Origin of the sequence: Romboutsia weinsteinii, assembly GCF_002250835.2 — a bacterium.
In the GTDB taxonomy this organism is placed as follows: Bacteria; Bacillota; Clostridia; order Peptostreptococcales; family Peptostreptococcaceae; genus Romboutsia_A; species Romboutsia_A weinsteinii.
In genome coordinates this window covers 1-21443 of record NZ_NOJY02000043.1, presented here as the reverse complement: position 1 = coordinate 21443, position 21443 = coordinate 1, and the positions used below count along the sequence as shown (strand labels likewise).

Sequence of the window (21443 nt, the reverse complement as noted above, 5' to 3'; positions counted from 1 at the left end):
AAAGAGTTGCTCTTATACGTACTTTGTCAGTTAATCCTGATATCTTACTTTTAGATGAACCTTTTTCAGCACTTGATTATCAGACAAGACTTTTGGTTAGTGATGATGTTTATAAGATTATAAAAAACGAAAATAAATCAACTATACTAGTTACACACGATATAAGTGAAGCAATAAGTATGTCAGATCAAGTTGCAATACTTTCTAAACGACCTGCAACAGTAAAAAATATATATGATATTGACCTTAAAATCGAAGGTGAAAAAACACCTTTAAAATCTCGTAAGGTTCCAGAGTTCCAGACTTACTTTGATATTCTATGGAAGGAGCTGGATACTTATGAGAATTAGCAAAACTTCTAAAGGATATGCTGACTACCTTAAAGAGATGAGAAATGACAAGATTAAAATCTTTATAGCTCAAATTCTTCTTTTAATAGGGATAATAGTCCTTTGGGAAGCATTAGCAGACTTTAAAGTAATCAACACATTCCTATTTAGTAAACCTAGTGCTATATACGACTTATTTATACAATATGCTACGAGCGGACAGTTATTTAAGCATATTTATGTATCAGTCTATGAGACTGTTCTAGGTCTTGTAATAGGTACTGGTCTTGGTATATTGGTAGCTATAGCTCTTTGGGCTTCTGAAAGATTATCAAAGATATTAGACCCATTTTTAGTTGTACTCAATGCTCTTCCAAAAACTGCTCTAGCTCCTATTATTATAGTATGGGTAGGTGCAGGAATAAAAGGAATCGTGGTTACTGCTATTGCAATATCAATAGTAGTTACAATATTATCTGCATATAACTATTTTATAAATGTTGATGAAGATAAAGTTAAGATGCTTAGAAGCTTTGGAGCTACTAAGACTCAGATTTTATTTAAATTGATTCTTCCAGCAAATATTGGAAATTTAATTAATCTTACTAAGATAAATATAGGTATGGCTTGGGTCGGTGTAATAGTAGGTGAATTTTTAGTTTCAAGATACGGCATAGGATACTTAATAGTTTATGGTAGTCAAGTATTCAAATTAGACCTTGTAATGATGGGTGTATTTGTATTAGCTGTATGTGCATGGGTTATGTATGAAATTGTTAATATTATTGAGATAATCTATAAAAAGAATCGATAGTAAGTATATAAAAGGAGGTTTAACCTCCTTTTTATTTTTTGTTTTATATTATTTTTGCAACTAATAATCTTTAAATATTTTAAACTTTATATAGATTTTCCCTAGCTTTAGTACTACTATATAAGTAGTTTCATTTCTCTATAGATTATAAATTTATAGTCTTAAGATAAGTGTTACTAATCATATTTTATCAACCTACCAGAAAAGAGTTATCTAATCTGAAAGGGAAATAGTTATTAATAAATATTTAGTATATAACTTTTCTCTTAAGGCTGGTACCTTATTAGAAGAGTTTTTTTATTTTCATAAAACATGATTATAAACTCTTTTAATCATAACTAACTTTTATTTAATTAATATTGACGGAGGTAATACTATGAAAAAAGTAGCTGTAATAAGTGCTATATTAGAAGAACCAGATAAATGTCAACAAGCCTTCAATGAAGTAATCTCAAGTTATAAAGGAATAATAAAAGGTAGAATGGGTATTCCCTTAGACAAAGAAAATGTATCTGTAATATCTATAGTTACAATTGGTGAAATGGATGTAATTAATAGTCTTACAGGAAAACTTGGTAACATTCCTCATGTATTGGTAAAAACAAGCATCTCTAAGAAAGAAATATAGGAGGTAATATATGAGCTTAAATTCAACACCTCAGTCTGTTCGTGTGCATATAGGACTATTTGGCAAAAGAAATTCAGGCAAATCTAGCATTATAAATGCTATAAGTAATCAAGAGATTTCAATAGTTTCTGATGTTCTTGGTACTACTACTGACCCAGTATTTAGACCAATGGAGATACTTCCTATCGGTCCTTGTGTACTTATAGATACTGCTGGAGTAGATGATTTTGGAGAGTTAGGTAAGCTAAGAGTTGATAAATCTTTAGATGTATTAGACAAAACTGATATAGCTTTATTGGTTGTTGATGCTAGTCTAGGCTTGTCAGAAGAAGATTTATCATTAATCTCAACTTTCAAATCTAAAAGTATTCCATATATCTTAGTTTTAAATAAAATAGACCATCTCGTAAATACTTCTGAGGTTCTTTCTAATACAAAGAAACTAACAGAAGCTCCTGTCATTTGTGTATCTACAACTAAAAATATCGGTCTTGAAAATTTAAAACAAGAAATTATCAAAACTACAAATTGTGAAAGTACAGAATTTACTTTAGTTTCAGATTTAATAAATCCTAATGATATTGTAATCCTTGTAATACCTATAGATAAGGCTGCCCCAAAAGGTAGATTGATTCTTCCCCAACAACAAGTAATAAGAGATATTCTTGACAGTTCTTGCCAAGTCTTTATTACAAAAGAAGATAAACTAAAAGATACTTTAAATAATATTAATAAAAAACCAGCTCTTGTTATTACAGATTCTCAAGCTTTTGAACAAGTAGCAAAAGACACTCCAAGTGATATCCCTCTTACATCTTTCTCTATTTTGTTTGCTAAACAAAAAGGAGATTTAAGCGAATTAATAAAAGGAGCTACTTATATTGATAATCTAGTAGACAATGATACTATCTTAATAGCTGAAGGCTGTACTCACCACAAGCAAACTGATGATATAGGAACAGTAAAAATCCCAAATATGTTAAGACAACGAACTAATAAAAAACTTAATTTTGAATTTGCATCTGGTGTCTCTTTTGATAAAGATTTAAAAAAATACGCACTTATAGTACACTGTGGAGCTTGTATGATGAACAGAGCTTCCATGATGAGTAGAATAGAAATTGCTAAAAATCAAGATATTCCTATAGTAAATTATGGTGTGTTAATAGCCTACATAAAAGGAATACTTGATAGATCAATAGCTCCGGTGATTTTGCCATGTACATCAAAAGTTTAATTGATAAATTAAGTAAAGAGTCTCATCTTACTCATGATGAGATGCTTTATTTAATACAAAATATTGATAATAAAGAATCAGATTTTAATTATAGATACCATCTATATAAAAAATCTTATAATGTGCGTATAAAAAATTATGGTAACAAAATTTATCTTAGAGGACTTATTGAGTTAAGTAATTACTGCAAAAATGATTGCTACTACTGTGGTATAAGATGTTCTAATAAAAGTATTGAACGTTATAGATTGTCTCTTGATGATGTGCTTGAGTGTTGTGAAATTGGCTATAATATCGGATACAGAACATTCGTTCTTCAAAGTGGTGAAGATATGTATTATACCGATGATAAGATGTGTGAGATTATTTTAGCAATAAAAGAGAATTATCCTGACTGTGCAATTACCCTCTCTTTGGGAGAAAAAAGTTACGACACTTATAAAAAGTACTTCCAAGCAGGTGCTGATAGATATTTACTTAGACATGAAACTGCAACTACTTCCCATTATGAAAAATTACACCCACTTAATTTAAAGCTAGACAATAGAAAGTCTTGTCTTAAAAACTTAAAAGATATCGGATTCCAAGTTGGAGCAGGTTTTATGGTTGGATCACCTTTTCAGACTGATGAAAATCTTGTAAATGACCTTTTATATTTAAAAGACCTTAACCCACACATGGTAGGTATTGGCCCTTTTATTCCTCATCATGATACAATCTTTAAAGATTATAACGCTGGTAGTTTAAGTAAGAGTTTACTTATGCTTGCTATTACTAGACTCCTACTCCCCTCTACTCTTCTACCTGCAACTACAGCTCTTGCATCAATAGATGACTCTGGTAGAAACTTAGGCTTATTAGTAGGTTGCAATGTTATTATGCCAAATTTATCTCCTAAAGAATCTAGGAGTAAGTACTCTCTTTATGATAACAAGCTATCATCAGGAAAGGAAGCATGCGAGTATCATAAAGAATTAGAAAATACTGTAAAATCATTAGGATTAGAAATAGATTATTCTCGTGGTGATAATATAAATTGGAGGCGTTTAAAATGTTTATAAATCAAGAACTAATAGAAACTCTACTTAAAGAAGCAAAGTCTGCTACTGATAATGATATACAAATAGTACTGGATAAAGCAAATAAAAGAGAAAAGCTAAGTTATAAAGACATTGCAATACTACTTCAAATAAATGATGAATCTCAAATAAATAGGTTATACCAAATAGCTGGCGATATAAAAAATGATATATATGGTAATAGAGTTGTTTTATTTGCTCCATTATATGTATCTAATTATTGCGTAAATGAATGTACTTACTGTGGATTTAGTAAATGTAACAAGTTTAAAAGAAAAAAATTAACAATGGATGAAGTAAAAGAAGAAGTAAGAATTCTTGAAAAAATGGGCCATAAAAGACTTGCACTTGAAGCTGGCGAAGACCCTAAAAACTGTAGCATAGATTATATTCTAGACTGCCTTGATACTATCTACTCTACTTACAATGAAAATGGAAATATAAGAAGAGTAAATGTAAATATAGCTGCAACAACAGTTGATAATTATAAAAAACTAAAAGAAAAAGGAATAGGTACTTACATTTTATTCCAGGAAACTTATCACAAACCAACCTTTATAAAATGCCATGGTCAATCTGTAAAAAATGATTACTACTACCATTTAACAGCTTTTGATAGAGCTATGGAAGCTGGTGTAGATGATGTTGGTGCAGGAGTTTTATTTGGACTTTCTGATCCTAAGTTTGAGGTTCTCGCTCTTATGATGCATAATACTCATTTAGAAGAAGAATTTGGTGTTGGTTTTCATACAATCTCATTCCCAAGATTAAAGAAAGCTGAGGGTATGCAATTAGAGGATTTCCCACATTTAGTTGATGATGATATGTTCAAAAAAATTGTTGCTATTACTAGGCTAGCAGTTCCTTTTACAGGAATAATTATGTCTACTAGAGAATCTTGTGAAATGAGAAATGAACTATTAAAGTATGGAGTGTCTCAAGTTAGTGCTGGTTCTTTAACTGGTGTAGGTGGATATAAGGCTTATGAAGATGGTGAAGTTACTGATCAGTTTGAGGTTGGAGATCACAGAACTCCTATTGAGGTATTAAAAGAACTAATAAGTAGTGGATATATTCCTAGCTACTGCACTGCTTGCTATAGAAAAGGAAGAACTGGAGATAGATTTATGAGCCTTGCAAAAAGTGGTGAAATTCATCATGTATGTACACCAAATGCACTTACTACTCTTAAAGAGTTTTTGATGGATTATGGTGATGAAGAGCTTATCTCTATGGGTGAAGAGCTTATTTCTAGTGAAATAAATAAAATAGATCGAGATGATATTAGAAATATTACTAAAAATAATATTGCTGCACTTGAGACTGGTCAAAGAGATTTATATTTATAGTTTATCACTTTAATGTATGAGTTATATATTAACTAATATTAAAATTTTTCAAGAAAATATAAAAAGTGTGCTTTTAAGTTAATACTTAATTGCACACTCTTTAATACTCACGAATTTTTAATTATATAGATTTATTCTCTATTTTTTCTTTATATAATTTTAAGTAGTAATTTGCAAAAGTAATACCTATGTATGGAGTTACCCATAGTGCACCTATTCCAAATGTAAGACCAGAGAAAATTATCCATAATATAAAACTTAATCCCATAACAATGATTTTAAAGAATGATCCTTTTACTAGTCTTATACTTAACTTTAATGCTTCAAATACTCCACAATCTTTATCTAGTATTAAATAAACTGAGAAAGTTGCATAAATTGAAATTAATCCCCCTATAAAAAGAGTAAGTAAAGCTAGTACTACTCCTAGTATAGGTACTAACGTCATAATAAAACTAGAAACAAGTACTGCTCCAAATGTAGCACCAAAAGTAATTAGCGAAACTACTATAGAATATAAAATACATTTTATTAATTTAGATGGTTCAACCTTTAAATACTCAAAAGTAGCTGAATCATCCTCACTACTCTTTGCAATATTAAGGTAAAGCATAGATGTATATACTCCTATAAAAGCTGATATTAGACTAGTTACCCAAATCATTATAGATCCATCTGATTGCCTTTGACCATACAGTGACACTAGTAATGAAATACCTGTAATTAATGCTGGTAGCTTCCAGTTTCCATTTCTATTTAATTGCTCTTTGGATATTGCTTTTATTTCCTGTCTAGTGTTCATTTTGCCCTCCATGATAATGTATGTATATATATTATTACTATTATAATACATTTTCTTAATTATAGATATGCTAAGTGTGTCAAATTTCTATCTATATTCATATTATGATTATTATGTTTAATTTTTATTGCTTAAATTTATTTTAGGGGGAGAATATATGTATAAAAAACTTATTACTATTATGAGTTCTTTAGCACTTGGTGTAACCTGCCTTACTGGATGTACTCCAAAAGTAGAAGATAACACCACTGAAGAAAAGAAACTCGATAAAGTTACTATTGCAGAAGTAACTCATTCAGTATTTTATGCACCTCAATACGCAGCTATAACTGAAGGTTTCTTTGAAGAAGAAGGAATTGAAATAGATCTTTTAAATACACAAGGTGCAGATAAGACTATGGCTGCATTAATATCTGGTGAAGCTCAGGTTGGTCTTATGGGTCCTGAAGCATCTATCTACATCTTTAACCAAGGTAGCGAAGACTATGCTGTCAACTTTGCTCAATTGACTAAAAGAGATGGTAGCTTCTTAGTTGGAAGGGAAAAAAATGACAACTTCTCATATGATGATTTAAAAGGTAGCGAAATCTTAGGAGGAAGAAAAGGTGGAGTTCCTCTAATGACTTTTGAATATGTTTTAAAACAAAACGGACTTAAAGTAAGTGAAAACTCAACTGATGGTGATGTAAACGTAAGAACAGACGTACAATTTTCCACAATGACTGGTGCTTTTGCAGGTGGTGAAGCTGATTATACAACTGCTTTTGAACCAACTGCAACTCAAATGGAAAAAGAGGGTAGCGGATATGTTGTAACTTCTATAGGAGCAGATTCTGGCGAAATACCTTATACTGCTTATTCTACTACTAAAACTTTTATGAACGATAATAAAGATTTAGTTCAAAGATTTACAAATGCAGTTTATAAAGGGCAACAATGGGTTGAAACAGCTTCAAGTGAAGAGATTGCTAAATCAATGCAACCTTTCTTTGAAGATATTTCTTTAGAAGATTTAGTTTCAGTTGTAGATAGATATAGATCTATTGATGCATGGTGTTCTGATCCTACTTTAACAGAAGAAGCTTTAAATAAATTAATGGACGTTATGACAGAAGCAGGAGAACTGGATAAAAAACCTGCATATGATTCTATTGTTACTACTGAATTTGCAGAGTCAGCAATATCAAATTCTAAATAACTTATTATAAATAGTTATAAAATTATAAATTACTAATAAATAGCGGTTAAATGTTGATATTTTTTTACAACACTTAACCGCTATTTTTACCATTTTGCATAATGATCTTCAAAATATGATAATACATTTTCAAGCTTAATAATTTTACCTTCTGTAATTATAGTTCCATTTAATCTTCCAACATGTTGTTTTAGGGTTGATTTTATTATAATAACATTGTTATTTTTATGAGTTATCTTATCTAGTGTAAATATTAAATCAACTTCATCAGTATCAACAGACTTTATACTCCACGTTTTAGGATTGATTTCTTTAAATATTACATCGCTATTTAGTTTAAATACTTTTTCATTAATTTTAATAAAATTTTCATTTAATCCCGTATTATCAGTCCATCCTGCACCTAAATTTAGGCCTATGTTCATATTATCGTATACAAAACCACATGTTATCCAGTTCCAAGCCTTTTTTCTTTCCCAAATACCTCTACCATAATCAATAAATGCAATAGACTCATCTAAATCAAATACTTCCTTAGATACATTTATTTTTCCTGTGCATTTTAGAGGTAGCTGTTTAGATGTATAATGATAGTGTTTATCATCCCATGGGACTAGTACATTCATAGATTCTTTATCTAGCATAATTGTACCTTCTATAGTAATATTATCCCACTTCACTATAGTATTTAAACTATCATGTACTCTTATCACATTAATGTATATTTCATTATTTTGAAAATGTGCGTAAGACCCTACCTTGCTATGTATAGTAATACCTTGAGAGATAGCTACATTAATAGATCTATGCTCCTCTGTGTTATTTTTTAAGTCATAAAAGTCTATAAATACTTGACCTGCATAATCTAAATTTATAATAGCAAATACACAAATAAAATCTTCATGCATAAACATATAGTGATTCCAAAACTTTTTTCTAAAAAATCCTGATTTTATATCACAGTTTTCAAAAGTATTTCTACTCCAACCTACTGAGTCTTTCTTTAGTTTTCCACTTTTGGTACAAACAAAATTTCTGCCATAAATCTCTTTCATTGTATCCCCCCTAAATATGATAATTTTTATAAATAATTTTATTTATATATTAGCAACTTTACTTATTTTTGCATATAATTATGGTGTTGGAAATAATTTTTCGAGGTGCTAATATGAGTCGATATATTAAATTTATTAAAAACTATGATTTTGAAAATATGATTACAAAACTATTTACTTTAAATGATGATTATTGTTATGATGAAATTATACTAGATGACAATAATGAATATGATGATATGATATTAGACCATGATATAGAATACAATAATTACGAAGATACTATTATTAGTAATTTATCCGGTTACTGTGAAGATATTTTTATTGACGATACACTAGATTATATTAAATAAGCTTCTACAATTTTGTAGAAGCTTTTTATTATGCATTTTCAAAAGTGTAAATAGCGTCTAATCTTGTAATGAATAATGATGAATCTTCACAACCAATATACTTTGCATACTTTTTAACTTTTTCTTTTTCTGACTCAATATCACCTATATTATTATCCATTAATTGTTTTATGTAACTATCCATCAAACCTTCTTTATATCCTCTCAAGTCATAGCCTATATAATCTGTAAATCTTTCTATTTCTCTACTAAAGTCTCCCTCCTCTTTAATCAAGAATTCATATAATTCTCTTTTATAAGGATTTAATTTAATAATTTGTTCTACTACCTTACACTCATCAAGCTTTGTTATAAATCCATCTTTATAATTATTATATAGTGCATTTGATTTTTTTATATCTTCTTCATCAAGGTACTTCTCTACGTTATCTACATTATTTTCTAATAAAGCATCTACTACTGCAAAATGTATATTAAAACAGTCTTCATATATATATTGACTTATTTTTTGAATTATTCTCTTTATGTCCAGTATTTTCATATTATTTCTTTTATTTTTATTAGGTAGTAGCATTTCTTTATTCAAGTTATTAAATAATCTTTGAAAGTTAAGATATTTCATTGCATATATTTCTTTGAAAATCTCTATGTCAATTGTTAATACTCCATAACTTACTATGGTTTCAATACTTTTTTTTAGAGCTTGTTCTATAAGATTTTCACCAATATTTAAGCATTTATCTGATATTTGCTTAATATTTTGTATGTTATTTAAGCAGTAATCTTCAAAATTACCTTGAGAATCTCTTGCAATCTCTTTAAAAACCCTTCTTATTCTATTATAATTATCTAATCTTTCATCAAAATCTACTATAGCTCCATTTATATCAAATGAAATCATCACTATCTCCTCCCAAAATGTTAGAATTTATCTTAAAATAAAATACTTATACATTATTAATTGGATTATTAGATGATAATTTCCTTCTAAATAAAAATTTTGTCTAATCATTTATAATAAGTTGGCTATTCCAAACAAAATTGGTAAAAACATAGCAGGTAATAAATTCGCTACTTTTATGTTTGTTACCTTAAGCATATTTAATCCTAAAGCAACAATTAACAAACTACCAACAGAAGTCATACTATTAACCACTTCCGTACTAAGTAAGCCTGACAAGAAAGATGCTCCTAAAGCAATCGAACCTTGATATAAAAATACTGATATAGAAGAAAATATTACTCCTATTCCAAATGTTGCTGTAAATATTACAGAAGTTATTCCATCTAAAATTGATTTAGCAAGAAGTGTTTCATTATTACCTAATAAGCCTGCATCAAGAGCACCTACAACTGACATTGCCCCTACACAAAATAGTAAGCTTGAAGATACAAAGCCTTGAGAGATTGATACTTTACCATCTTGCTTAGTGAATTTTTTCTCTATATAAATACCCAGATTATTTAACCACTTATCAATATCTATCAACTCTCCTATTAAGGCTCCTACTGCCATAGATATTATTGTAATCAATGTATTTGTACCTTCTAATGCACCAGAAATTCCTATATACAAAACACATAGAGCTAATGCATTCATAATTGTTGTGCTTAGTTTTTCAGGTATTCCACCTTTTATTACTAATCCTATTAAACATCCTAAGGCTATAGTTAGGCTGTTGATTGTTACTCCAAACATTCTAATTCCCCCATTTATATTTATTTTTCTATTGCTATAGCTCTTGCTGGTGATCCATCTGTATTTTTATATTTTAATGGAGTTGCAACAAATAAAAATTCTTTTTTAAGATTATCTAAGTTTGTAAGATCTTCAATTATTAACTTACCTTCTTTAAATAATGTATGATGTATTATAAAATCATTACTTTCGTTTCTGTCTCCCCCTTGTTTTGTTTAATTATTTCAACTTATTTATAAAACTTATCGGATCTTTTGAAAAATCCTGAAAAGAATTATTAGTAAATATAACGTCTGAACCTAAAAATCTTTTATATCTAGATTCTTCTTTTTTCTGGCTTGTTTCAGGCTTATTTTGATAATTATTAAATACCATTACCTTAAGCGGTGCTTTTTTTCTACTAGTTTGAACTCTTTTTATCATGTATTTAATATGAATATCTGCATCAGGAAAAGAGTATCCACAAAATATCAATGCATCTGCTTCCCTTAACGCTCTTTCTGTTTCCATCCATACGGTACTAATAAATACATTTGATATATTTTTAAAAAATGTTGGTGGTATTATGATTGGTCTTGTAGTTTCACCACACTCCAAGCATTTAGCTTCATCAATATCACTTAATAGTCTCATAACACCTCCTTCATAAGGAGTCAGTGTCAAGCTATTACAAATAGGACAATATAGCCAATTAAGCGACCCATGTACCTTGTATAATTTTACACTTGGATCTTTTGGTTTTCTCCACTTGTCTTCTTTGTCAAAGTTAGTGAAATTAACACCATAGTCTAGCATTATTGGATGATTCTTATCACTATATACTGAAGCGATAGTATTATCTAGATGTATATCATAATTTGCACTAATAAAAGTTGTATCTATTAATAAATCACTTTTTAGCAAATTTTCTACTAATAATGTATGGTATTTATGATTATTATCAGCAGTATTATGAATAGCTTTTGCCATTAAAAGAATTAAATATTGTTTTAAGTATCTTATACCATCACTTTTTCTGTTTATTGCTTCTAATTCAAAGTTTTTAAAACATTCACGTCTTTGTTCTGCCAAATCTAAAATTCCAAGAACTTCTTCAAATGTTGGAAACTCAATTTTTTCAACGTCATCCTCTATTACATCAATATTAAACATTTGTTTAAAGAATCTATACAACTCACAATTCATGTCGTTATCGCAATCTTTATTTTTCATATGCTTAAAATATTCACTAAAAAGCTCATCTTGTATAGGTGAATGCTCTGCTGCAGATGCACCAGCACCCAAAAATATAGCTAGCTTCATTACGTTTCCTCCATATAATAATTAAAATAAAGAAGTATCTACTTTAGTAATTCATAAATTGAAATTGCGTATATCTCTGTAGCCTTCATAAGTTCATCTATAACTATATATTCATTAGCTTGATGTTCAGTCTTTTTTCCCCAAGGAAGTATCATACCATATGCTACACAGTTATCTAGTGCTCTTGCATAAGTTGCTCCACCTGAAGAAAGTGGTGTGCCATCAAGACCTGTTTCTTCTTCATATACTTTCTTTAGTGTTTTAACTAAGAAGTTATCTTCTGGTACATATATTGATGCTAGATAATCATATTGCTTCCATGTAAAATCGTATTTATCACAAGCTTCTGTTAAAGCTTTTTCAAAATCTTCTTTTTTATATGTTACAGGTATTCTTATATCTATACCTATTTTTTCTATATTACTATCAATCTCTACTTTTCCTATATTAAATGTTAGCTTGCCTGATACATCATCTTTACAATCTTTTATAATGTTATTTGCATTAGCATCTTCTCCTATAACTTCTGCTATAAATCTTATTGCATCAGACTCTACTTTAATATTATTAAGAGCAATAGCTAGCCTGCAAATAGCATTCATTCCTGTATCACTAACTGATGAATGAACACTTTTTCCTATAACACATATTTTATCTTTATATTGGTTATACTCATAACCTAGTCTATCAAGTTCAGTTTTTAGTTTATCTAAATACTCACCACTATATTCTGCTTTATCTGGCACTGCATTTAGTGCGTTTCCTACCTTTATATTTATGTCACTTGTAGATTTTTTACTTAAATATACTTGTAGTAACCCTTTTTCCGCATTTATCATTGGAAATTTAGAATCTGGAGTAAATCCATAGTTTGGTATTTCCTCATTATTTTCTTTGTATTTATTTATACATCTCCAAAGATTTTCTTCATCTGTACCAAATATAAATCTCAATCTCTTATTAAATTTTACTCCTAAATCCATAAGAGCTTTTACAGCATATATACAAGCTATAGTTGGACCTTTATCATCTTGTGTTCCTCTTCCATATAACTTACCATCATCTATAACACAATCATAAGGAGGATGTATCCAATTTTCTCTATCTCCTTCTGGAACAACATCTAAGTGACCAAGTATACCTATAAGTTCTTTGCCTTCTCCTATTTCTGCATAGCCATAGTATCCATCTTTATACACTGTTTTAAATCCTAGAGATTTACACAGATCTAAAGTATATCTAAGTGCTTTGTCTATATTTTCACCAAAGGGACAATCATTTTTTTCCGTATCTATAACACTTGGAATTGACACGCAACCTTTAATAGAAGAAATCATTTCTTCTTTTAAGTCATTTACTCTTGATTTAATTTGTTCCTTCATAGTTTGTTTCCTTTCTATTCTTGTCATTTTAAGGTTTATTGCTAAGGTAGCATAAATAGCTTAGTTTCTTTATATGCCAATAACTATTTATATTTTTTCCATAATTAATTCATAATATGTTTTTATTATATTATTAATATGCTCTTTAGTATACTGTCTTAGCTCACGAATTTATTATTTCGCATCATTTACTTAGATTAATACCTTTATATTGTTCTTTAGGCTTTTTATTTATCAAGACTGTAATTGCTTTTTTCGGACATGCATTAACACATCTATAACATAAAATACAGTCATCATTTTGCAAAATACCATTAGTATCTAAATTAAGATTTTTCATAGGACACAACTTTACACATAAACCACACTTAATGCAATCCTCATCAACTTTTACTGAAGACTTGTTTTTTTCCTCAATAGCCGGCCAATATGAACTTTGACTTTTACCTAAAAGATTAGAAATTTTATTAAACCCACGTTTTTTTATTTTTCCTTTCTCTAAATCTTCACATATACGATTCATCTTTATATTTGCTGATTTTACGTACTTTCTTGTTTTTTCATCGTTTTTTATTGGAAATATACTAGTATTACATATATTATTAGGCATATTAAAATGTTCTGCATAAATGACTTTTCCATATCCATCAGGTAAAAGATCTGTAAAAGCTCTAGCTCCATCACCTGAAAACATTAATTGAGTACAAAATATTATTAGCTTCTTATGTTTAAGCTTTTCTACATTTTCACTAACAAAATTTCTCATTATGCGAGGAACGTAAGAACCATAAATAGGATAACAAAAAGCTATTATATCGTGCTTTTCTATTACTTTTTTAAAATCTATTTTTTCTTCAATTGAATAACACTTAGCACCTACTTTTTGACTAAATAAATGTGCAATATATTTTGAGTTGCCTGTTCCTGAAAAATATAACATAAGCATAAAATCACCCTCCATCATAATAAAATAAGATATGATTTATCTCATTATCATATAACTATTATACACAAGTTTTTCACAGTTTTTGAAATCCCATAATCCCCTTGTAATAAAAAATAGTGACTAAATACAAATTAAATCTTTGTATCTAGTCACTACTTATATTTATTATGCTTCTTTATCTAATGGTTTTTTTAATGCTGCTAAAGCAATCATACCTACTAATGAACCTATTATTATTGCTACTAAGTACATTATTGGATTTGATACAACTGGTACTACAAATATTCCACCATGAGGTGCTCTAAGTGCTGCATTAAATAACATACTTAATGCTCCTGCTGTAGCTGAACCTAGTACACATGCAGGTATAACATGTAGAGGGTCTCCTGCTGCAAAAGGTATTGCACCTTCTGTTATGAAAGATAATCCCATTACGTAGTTTACTTTACCTGAATCTCTTTGTTCTCTAGTAAATCTATTCTTAAAGAATGTTGTACAAAGTGCTATTGCAAGAGGTGGTACCATACCACCAGCCATTACTGCTGCCATTATTTCATACTGACCAGCATCTAATGACGCAACACCAAATACGTATGCAGCCTTGTTTATAGGTCCTCCCATATCAACTGCCATCATTCCACCTAATACTAATCCAAGTAATATTTTAGAACTTCCTCCAAGAGTAGCTAGGAAGTTTACCATAGCATTGTTTAAGAAAACTACAGGAGGCATAACTATAAATGTCATAACTATTCCTATTAAAAGCGTACCAAATAACGGGAATAGAAGTACTGGTTTAATACCATCTAAAGACTGTGGAAGATTTGTAAATAATCTCTTAAGCCCAAGTACAATATATCCTGCTATAAATCCTGCAAGTAACGCCCCTAAGAATCCTGCTCCACCTTCTTTTGCAAGTACTCCACCAACAAAACCTACTACAAGGGCTGGTCTATCACCTATTGAGTACGCAATATAACCTGCTAGTATTGGTAGCATAAATCCAAATGCGTAGTCCCCAATTCCTTTTAAAAATGCTGCCAGTGGTGTATTTGAACCGAAGTTTGCTGGATTTATTGCATAGTCATCAAATAAAAATGCTAATGCAATAAGTATTCCTCCACTTACAACAAATGGAAGCATATGAGAAACTCCATTCATTAAGTGCTTATATACTTTTCTTAATGATGTTTCATCTTCATTTGATGATTCTTCACCTGCTCCACCGCCAGTATGACTATATATTGGTGCATCACCTTTTTCTGCTCTTTCTATCAATTCTTCTGCTTTGTGTATTCCGTTAGCAACTTTAGTAATTATAACTTTTTTACCATCAAATCTAGCCATTTCTACCTTTTTATCTGCTGCGACAATTATACATGTTGCATTATCTATTTCTTCTTTAGTTAATACATTTTTTGCTCCTGATGATCCATTAGTCTCAACTTTAATTGATACTCCTTTTTTCTCACCCATCTTAGCTAGGCTTTCTGCCGCCATAAATGTATGAGCTATTCCTGTTGGACAAGCTGTTACTGCTAGCACTTTTGGGTACTTTGAGTCAACTACAATTACTTCTTCTACTTCTTCCTCTGGGAATTTTTCAGCTTCTTTTTTATCTATTAAACTTATAAATTCATCTATTGAAGATGCATTTATTAAGTTATTTCTAAAGTCTTCATCCATAAGTATAGTTGATAGTCTTGATAATACTTCTAAGTGAGTATCATTAGCTCCCTCTGGTGCTGCTATCATAAAGAATAAATGTGATAAACTTCCATCAAATGATTCATAATCAACTCCATTTTTAGATACTCCTGCTGCTAAGCATGCATTATTTACTGCTTTTGTTTTAGCATGAGGTATTGCCACACCTTCACCAATACCTGTTGTACTCATTTCTTCACGAGCTATTATTGCTTTTTTATATTCTTCCTGATCATTTAAATTTCCGCTGTTGTTTACTAAATCTACCATTTTATCTATTGATTCTAGTTTTGTAGATGCATGAAGATTTAACTCAACAGATTTTTTGCTTAATAAATCTATAATTCTCATATCTTTATCCTTTCTGTAAATACATATTTTTGTTATTTATTTTTTAATAATCGATATTATACGAACAATTCTTATTCCTTCTTTTTTCTATAATTTTTATGATAAGATATTTTCTAGTTTTTCGACTTTAATCTCATTTAACAAGCTATCAATATAATCCTTAGTTGCTAAATCATTTGAAAAAGCAGTTGCACTTCCTGATGCTGCACCTAATTTTAGTGCATCTTCATAATTGTTAGTATTTAAATATCCAGCTGTAAATCCTGCAACCATTGAATCACCAGCACCGACTGAGTTTTTAACTATTCCTTTGGGAACATTGCTTAGGAAAACTTCATTGCTTTCTGTAATTAATAATGCTCCATCTTTTCCCATAGATACTAGTACATTCTTTGCACCCATTTCTCTAAGCTTGTAAGCGTATTTTACAGTGTCTTCATTAGATGTTAATTTTACATTAAACATTTCTTCTAATTCATGATTATTTGGCTTTATTAAAAATGGCTCATACTTTAATACGTTTAAAAGTAAATTTTTAGTTGCATCTACTATAACCTTGATATTTTTATCTTTTATTTTTGCCATTATACTCTCATATAATCTCTCATCTAACGCTGAGGGTATACTTCCAGCAAGTACTAATATATCATCACTATTAAGATTATCTATTTTATCAAACAGTAATCTTAGTTCAGTTTCACTTATTTTAGGTCCTTTACCATTCACTTCTGTTTCTTCTTCACTTTTCATCTTTACATTTATTCTTGTAAAACCATCTTTTACTTTTATAAAATCTGATTCTAATCCTTTTTCTTTTAGAGTATCTACTATATATTGCCCGGTAAATCCACTTATAAATCCTAAAGCTATACTTTTATGTCCTAATTCATTTAAAACATTTGATACGTTAATTCCTTTACCTCCTGGGTAAACATGTTCTTCACTTACTCTGTTTACGCTACCTGTCATTAAAGTATCTAATTTAATAACATAGTCTATTGAAGGATTTAAGGTTACTGTATAAATCATTATCTTCACCCCTTCACATTTCTCTTATGTATTAATAATAACTTGAAATAGTTTTCCCTGAAAGTTAAAAAATTTCTCTTAATCAAAAGAGAAATTTATCTTATTTATCTAAATAGATTTGTAAACTTTTCAAAGCTCTTGTTTTCACATATACTTATTACTTTGGCTATTGAGTCAACTCTTTTATAAATATTAGAGAATAATTCCTCATAATCTAATATTTTGTCTTTATCAAGAGCTAACATTATAACTAATCTGACTTTAGATATTTCCCAGAAAATAGGTTTTCCTAAAATTCCGATTGCTATAGAGTTTTTAAATACTTTTCCACTAGCTCCATGTGGTATTGCAACCATATTTCCTATCTCTGTTGTTGCAATATTTTCTCTTGCAAAGTAAGATTTTTTTACCTCTGAGTCAATGCATCCATATTCTATTAACTTATTTGACATTAATTCTATTACCTCTTCCTTAGTATTGGCTTGAATATCTGCTAAAAATAAGTTCTTTGAGAATAAACTTTTTATATCTAAGTCTACATATATAGTCTCTGTTTCAATATATTTTTCTATTATTTTAATTTCCTTATCACTAAGCATAGGAGATATATTAATTACAGGCTTATTTTCTATATCTACAGGAACAGTGGATATTACAAAGTCAACATCCATTACATTTATGTAGTCAACTAAGTAAGATGGTATTACTTTTATTATTTCTAACTTTTCCCTGAAAATAATCTCAAGCTTTGATTTAATTAGCATAGATGTTCCAACACCTGAAGCACATACAATTATTGTTTTATATACCCTTTTATCGTCATTATATGACGCTCTTTCAAGAGCTCCTCCTACATGAATCGCAATATTAGCTATTTCATCGTCATTTATTTCTATATTTAGATTTTTTTCAATTGTTTTCTTTGCAATTTTTGCTAGTTCAAAAGCAAATGGATATTTTATCTTAATCTCATTTGCAGTAATTGCATATTGATTAAGATTTAGTTCAACTCTTTTATGTAAATTTCTAATATGGTTATATAAGCATTCTTCAAAAATTTGGTCATTAGATAAGTCTATAGATGTTGCCATTTTTAGATTCGTACAAAACTCTTTTATAGAATTTATTATTTCTTCCTTATTAATATTATTTATGAAGTTTTCTCTTTTTATTTTATACTCTGTTATATAATCTTTTATAAACACATTGTATTCAGTATTATTTCTACTTAAAAAAACTAATATGTAAGATACTAAATTTTTAAATTCTGAATCTGTTAAAATTATATTTTCTAAATTAAGTGTTTCTAAAATAACCTTTTTTATAATAAATGATTTACCTTTTATGTTATCACTTAAAAAGTCACTTATACTTAAACTATTATCATGCTTATTAGAATAATTTAAAATAAATTTAATTATTTTTTCTTCGCTACCTAAAATACAAATACCCATTTTATGTTTTGAGCTTATCTTAAGATCATAGTTTTCTAAAATATTTTTGACTTCTCTTAAATCATTTTTGACTGTGGATACACTTACATACATAGAGTCTGCTAGATCTTCTAGTCTTACAGCATCATTATCCTCGCTACTCAAATCTATTATTTTCTTGATTATGTACTCAGCTCTATCAATATCATACAAATCGTCTCTTTGAAGATCTATATCATCTACATTTCCTTCTAAGGTATACCCTACTCCTCTTATTGATACGATTTCTCCATTTTTTAATTCTTTATTAATATCCTTAATTTCACTTTGAATAGTCTTTGTAGAACAACCTATCTCTTTTGATAGCACTAAGCTACTAACTGGTTCTATTGAGTTTAGTAGAATCTTTATTATGTTTAAAGCCCTTGTATTCATAGTTGATTCACCTTTGTATAAATTTTCATATCTATTGTGTAATACTTTTTTCACTATACTACAGTTTTCAAAAACATGTCAATAATCCATTATTTTGAAATCCTATATATATATACCCATAAAAGTTAGTATACCCCCTAAATCTTAATACTAACTTTTTAATATAAAAAGCCCTATAAATCTAAATTAATAAATTTATAAGGCTTGAGTATTTATTTTCCTTTTTTCATATGTTGAATAGCTTTAAGTGTACCCATCTTAGAGTGGTCAAATGTTACTCCACCTTGGAAGTAAACATTGTAAGGTGCTCTAATTGGAGCATCTGCACTTAATTCTATTGAAGAACCTTGTACAAAAGCTCCTGCTGCCATTATTACTTCACTTTCATATCCTGGCATAGCCCATGGTTCTGGTTTTACATATGAATCAACAGGTGCTGCTGCTTGTACTCCTTGACAGAAATGTATTACTTCATCAGCATTATTAAGTCTTACAACTTGTATAATATCACTTCTTATATCATTGTATTTTGGTAGTACATCATAACCTAATTTTTCAAAAGCTCTTGCACAGAATATTGCACCCATAACCGCTTGAGATACAACATATGGTGCCATAAAGAACCCTTGTAAAACTGTTCTTGTTGTTCCAAATGTAAGTCCACATTCTTTACCTATTCCAGGAGAAGTCAATCTATAAGAAATAAGTTCTATTAATTCTTTTTTACCTGCAATGTAGCCTCCAGTTAATGCAAGACCTCCACCTGGATTTTTTATTAATGATCCAGCCATTACATCTGCACCAACTTCTGTTGGTTCTTTAGTATCTAAAAACTCTCCATAACAGTTATCAACCATTACTATTATGTTTGGATTTACAGATTTAACAGTATCTATTGCTTCTTTTATATCATTTATAGTAAGAGATTTTCTCCATGCATATCCCTTAGACCTTTGTATCATTACTAACTTAGTTTTTTCATTTATTTTTTTCTTAATACCTTCTAAGTCTACGTTTCCATCTTCTAAAAAGTCTACTTGGTCATATGTAACTCCAAATTCTTTTAGAGATCCTTTTTCTTCTCTAATCCCTATAACACCTTGAAGTGTATCATATGGAAGACCTGTTACTGAAAGTATTTCATCTCCTGGTCTTACTATTCCTTGGATACATAAGCTTAATGCGTGAGTACCATTTACAATTATAGGTCTAACTAGGGCATCCTCTGCTCCAAATACATTAGCATATATCTCTTCTATTTTTTCTCTACCTAAATCATTATATCCATATCCAGTAGTCCAGTTAAAGTGATTATCACTTAAACGTGCTTCTTGCATTGCTTTTAATACTTTATATTGATTGTATTCTCTTACTTTCTTAATCTCTTCAAATTGGTCCCCTATATCTTCCATTACTTCTTCTGATAATTTAAATGTTTCATCATCTAATTCATAAAATCCTTTTAGTAGCTCTTTTGTTTCGTTTAGCATATTATCACCTGTCTTTAAATTAATTTAACATTAAAATTTTATCATAATAGACTATTTTGTGCAACTTTGTCAAATTATACCTTATAGATTATGTTTGAGTAGGATAACCAACTATTTTTATACTACCACTCATACTACTATCAACAGAAAATTCAAAATTACCTTCGTTATCATTTATTATTCTAATAATAGTTGGTATATTTGTTACATTTATTAAGCCTTGACCATATAAAACCATTTGTGATATTGGTTCATAGGATGATATATAATTTGCAGTATTATTATCTGTTATTCTTAGAACTATACTAATTTGCATTGCAAGACCTACATCAACTGCATTCTCCCATAACCACCAATCTATTGAGTATAGACCTGGTTTTGTTATTTCTATACCATCACCATTAACTAAGAAGTTATCAACTGTGCTATTATATACAGTATTATTAAATTCTATTGATTCTCCACCTAAAACTGGTGTAGTATCAGTTCGTATAAATAATGCCCCCTCTACAGGAATTGAAGTTCCAGTATCTCCCGTTGGACCTGTTGGGCCTATTGACCCTTGTTGGCCTGCTTCTCCTGTAACTCCTTTTGGGCCTATTGATCCTTGTTGGCCTGCTTCTCCTGTAACTCCTGTTGGACCTATTAATCCTTGTTGACCTGGTTCTCCTGTTGGGCCTATTGATCCCTGTTGACCTGGTTCTCCTGTATTTCCTGTTGGACCTATTAATCCTTGTTGACCTGGCTCTCCTTGACTTCCTGTCGGTCCTGTTATTCCCATTGATCCTTGTTGACCTGGTTCTCCTGTATTTCCTGTTGGACCTA

Annotated in this window: 19 protein-coding genes and 1 pseudogene; 8 read left to right on the top strand and 12 right to left on the bottom strand. The window is 29.5% G+C overall.

Going from position 1 to position 21443, the window contains the following annotated elements; all coding sequences use genetic code 11:
* The 6 genes and pseudogenes from CHL78_RS16010 to hydG all read left to right on the top strand — a co-directional run.
* Window positions 1-350: pseudogene (locus CHL78_RS16010) on the top strand (ABC transporter ATP-binding protein); the annotation flags it as partial.
* Complete coding sequence (locus CHL78_RS16005; RefSeq protein ID WP_094369465.1) at window positions 340-1143, top strand: ABC transporter permease; 804 nt, start codon at window positions 340-342, stop codon at window positions 1141-1143. The pseudogene CHL78_RS16010 and the gene CHL78_RS16005, both read left to right, overlap by 11 nt.
* Before the next feature lie 376 nt (window positions 1144-1519).
* Window positions 1520-1771 carry a TM1266 family iron-only hydrogenase system putative regulator gene (locus CHL78_RS16000; protein WP_094369464.1) on the top strand — a complete coding sequence of 84 codons (252 nt, stop codon included), beginning with the start codon at window positions 1520-1522 and terminating at the stop codon, window positions 1769-1771.
* A gap of 10 nt (window positions 1772-1781) precedes the next feature.
* Window positions 1782-3008: a [FeFe] hydrogenase H-cluster maturation GTPase HydF gene (hydF, locus tag CHL78_RS15995; protein WP_094369463.1), complete on the top strand. Its 1227-nt coding sequence runs from the start codon at window positions 1782-1784 to the stop codon at window positions 3006-3008.
* Window positions 2990-4069 (top strand): [FeFe] hydrogenase H-cluster radical SAM maturase HydE, encoded by a 1080-nt coding sequence (gene hydE / locus CHL78_RS15990; RefSeq protein ID WP_094369462.1) that lies wholly within the window; start codon window positions 2990-2992, stop codon window positions 4067-4069. Before hydF ends, hydE begins: the two co-directional genes overlap by 19 nt.
* On the top strand, window positions 4060-5436 hold the full coding sequence (hydG, locus tag CHL78_RS15985) for a [FeFe] hydrogenase H-cluster radical SAM maturase HydG (protein ID WP_094369461.1): 1377 nt from the start codon (window positions 4060-4062) through the stop codon (window positions 5434-5436). The genes hydE and hydG overlap by 10 nt, the downstream gene beginning before the upstream one ends.
* A gap of 121 nt (window positions 5437-5557) precedes the next feature.
* On the opposite strand, the gene CHL78_RS15980 is transcribed toward hydG, so the two are convergent.
* Window positions 5558-6238, bottom strand: coding sequence for a DUF975 family protein (locus CHL78_RS15980; RefSeq protein ID WP_158540713.1), 681 nt, complete (start codon window positions 6236-6238; stop codon window positions 5558-5560).
* Window positions 6239-6395: 157 nt separating this feature from the next.
* On the opposite strand from CHL78_RS15980, the gene CHL78_RS15975 reads away from it, so the two are divergent.
* Entirely contained in the window at window positions 6396-7436 is a 1041-nt protein-coding gene (locus CHL78_RS15975; protein WP_094369459.1) for an ABC transporter substrate-binding protein, read from the top strand.
* A gap of 86 nt (window positions 7437-7522) precedes the next feature.
* Here the strand turns inward: CHL78_RS15975 and CHL78_RS15970 are convergent, their stop codons facing one another.
* Window positions 7523-8491 carry a DUF2804 domain-containing protein gene (locus CHL78_RS15970; protein WP_094369458.1) on the bottom strand — a complete coding sequence of 323 codons (969 nt, stop codon included), beginning with the start codon at window positions 8489-8491 and terminating at the stop codon, window positions 7523-7525.
* A 113-nt stretch (window positions 8492-8604) separates the two neighbouring features.
* Here CHL78_RS15970 and CHL78_RS15965 point away from each other — a divergent pair, with 113 nt between their 5' ends.
* Window positions 8605-8844 carry a hypothetical protein gene (locus CHL78_RS15965; protein ID WP_094369457.1) on the top strand — a complete coding sequence of 80 codons (240 nt, stop codon included), beginning with the start codon at window positions 8605-8607 and terminating at the stop codon, window positions 8842-8844.
* A 28-nt stretch (window positions 8845-8872) separates the two neighbouring features.
* Here CHL78_RS15965 and CHL78_RS15960 read toward each other — a convergent pair whose 3' ends face one another.
* From CHL78_RS15960 to CHL78_RS21370, 10 genes are all read right to left on the bottom strand, one after another.
* Window positions 8873-9745, bottom strand: coding sequence for a kinase (locus CHL78_RS15960; protein WP_094369456.1), 873 nt, complete (start codon window positions 9743-9745; stop codon window positions 8873-8875).
* Window positions 9746-9856: 111 nt separating this feature from the next.
* Window positions 9857-10543: a DUF554 domain-containing protein gene (locus tag CHL78_RS15955; protein WP_094369455.1), complete on the bottom strand. Its 687-nt coding sequence runs from the start codon at window positions 10541-10543 to the stop codon at window positions 9857-9859.
* Between the two features lie 219 nt (window positions 10544-10762).
* Window positions 10763-11845, bottom strand: coding sequence for an SIR2 family protein (locus tag CHL78_RS15950; protein ID WP_094369454.1), 1083 nt, complete (start codon window positions 11843-11845; stop codon window positions 10763-10765).
* 38 nt (window positions 11846-11883) lie between these two features.
* A complete protein-coding gene (locus CHL78_RS15945) occupies window positions 11884-13254 on the bottom strand; it encodes a M20 family metallopeptidase (RefSeq protein WP_243446463.1) in 1371 nt (456 codons plus the stop codon).
* Window positions 13255-13411: 157 nt separating this feature from the next.
* Window positions 13412-14173: an EFR1 family ferrodoxin gene (locus CHL78_RS15940; protein ID WP_094369452.1), complete on the bottom strand. Its 762-nt coding sequence runs from the start codon at window positions 14171-14173 to the stop codon at window positions 13412-13414.
* Between the two features lie 165 nt (window positions 14174-14338).
* Window positions 14339-16231, bottom strand: a complete 1893-nt coding sequence (locus CHL78_RS15935; protein WP_094369451.1) for a PTS fructose transporter subunit IIABC — start codon at window positions 16229-16231, stop codon at window positions 14339-14341.
* Window positions 16232-16327: 96 nt separating this feature from the next.
* Window positions 16328-17260 carry a 1-phosphofructokinase gene (gene pfkB / locus CHL78_RS15930; RefSeq protein ID WP_094369450.1) on the bottom strand — a complete coding sequence of 311 codons (933 nt, stop codon included), beginning with the start codon at window positions 17258-17260 and terminating at the stop codon, window positions 16328-16330.
* A 104-nt stretch (window positions 17261-17364) separates the two neighbouring features.
* Window positions 17365-19128: a BglG family transcription antiterminator gene (locus CHL78_RS15925; RefSeq protein ID WP_094369449.1), complete on the bottom strand. Its 1764-nt coding sequence runs from the start codon at window positions 19126-19128 to the stop codon at window positions 17365-17367.
* Window positions 19129-19340: 212 nt separating this feature from the next.
* Window positions 19341-20618 carry a methionine gamma-lyase family protein gene (locus CHL78_RS15920; RefSeq protein ID WP_094369448.1) on the bottom strand — a complete coding sequence of 426 codons (1278 nt, stop codon included), beginning with the start codon at window positions 20616-20618 and terminating at the stop codon, window positions 19341-19343.
* Window positions 20619-20706: 88 nt separating this feature from the next.
* A partial coding sequence (locus tag CHL78_RS21370) for a collagen-like triple helix repeat-containing protein (protein WP_147295836.1) occupies window positions 20707-21443 on the bottom strand: 737 nt, incomplete at its 5' end.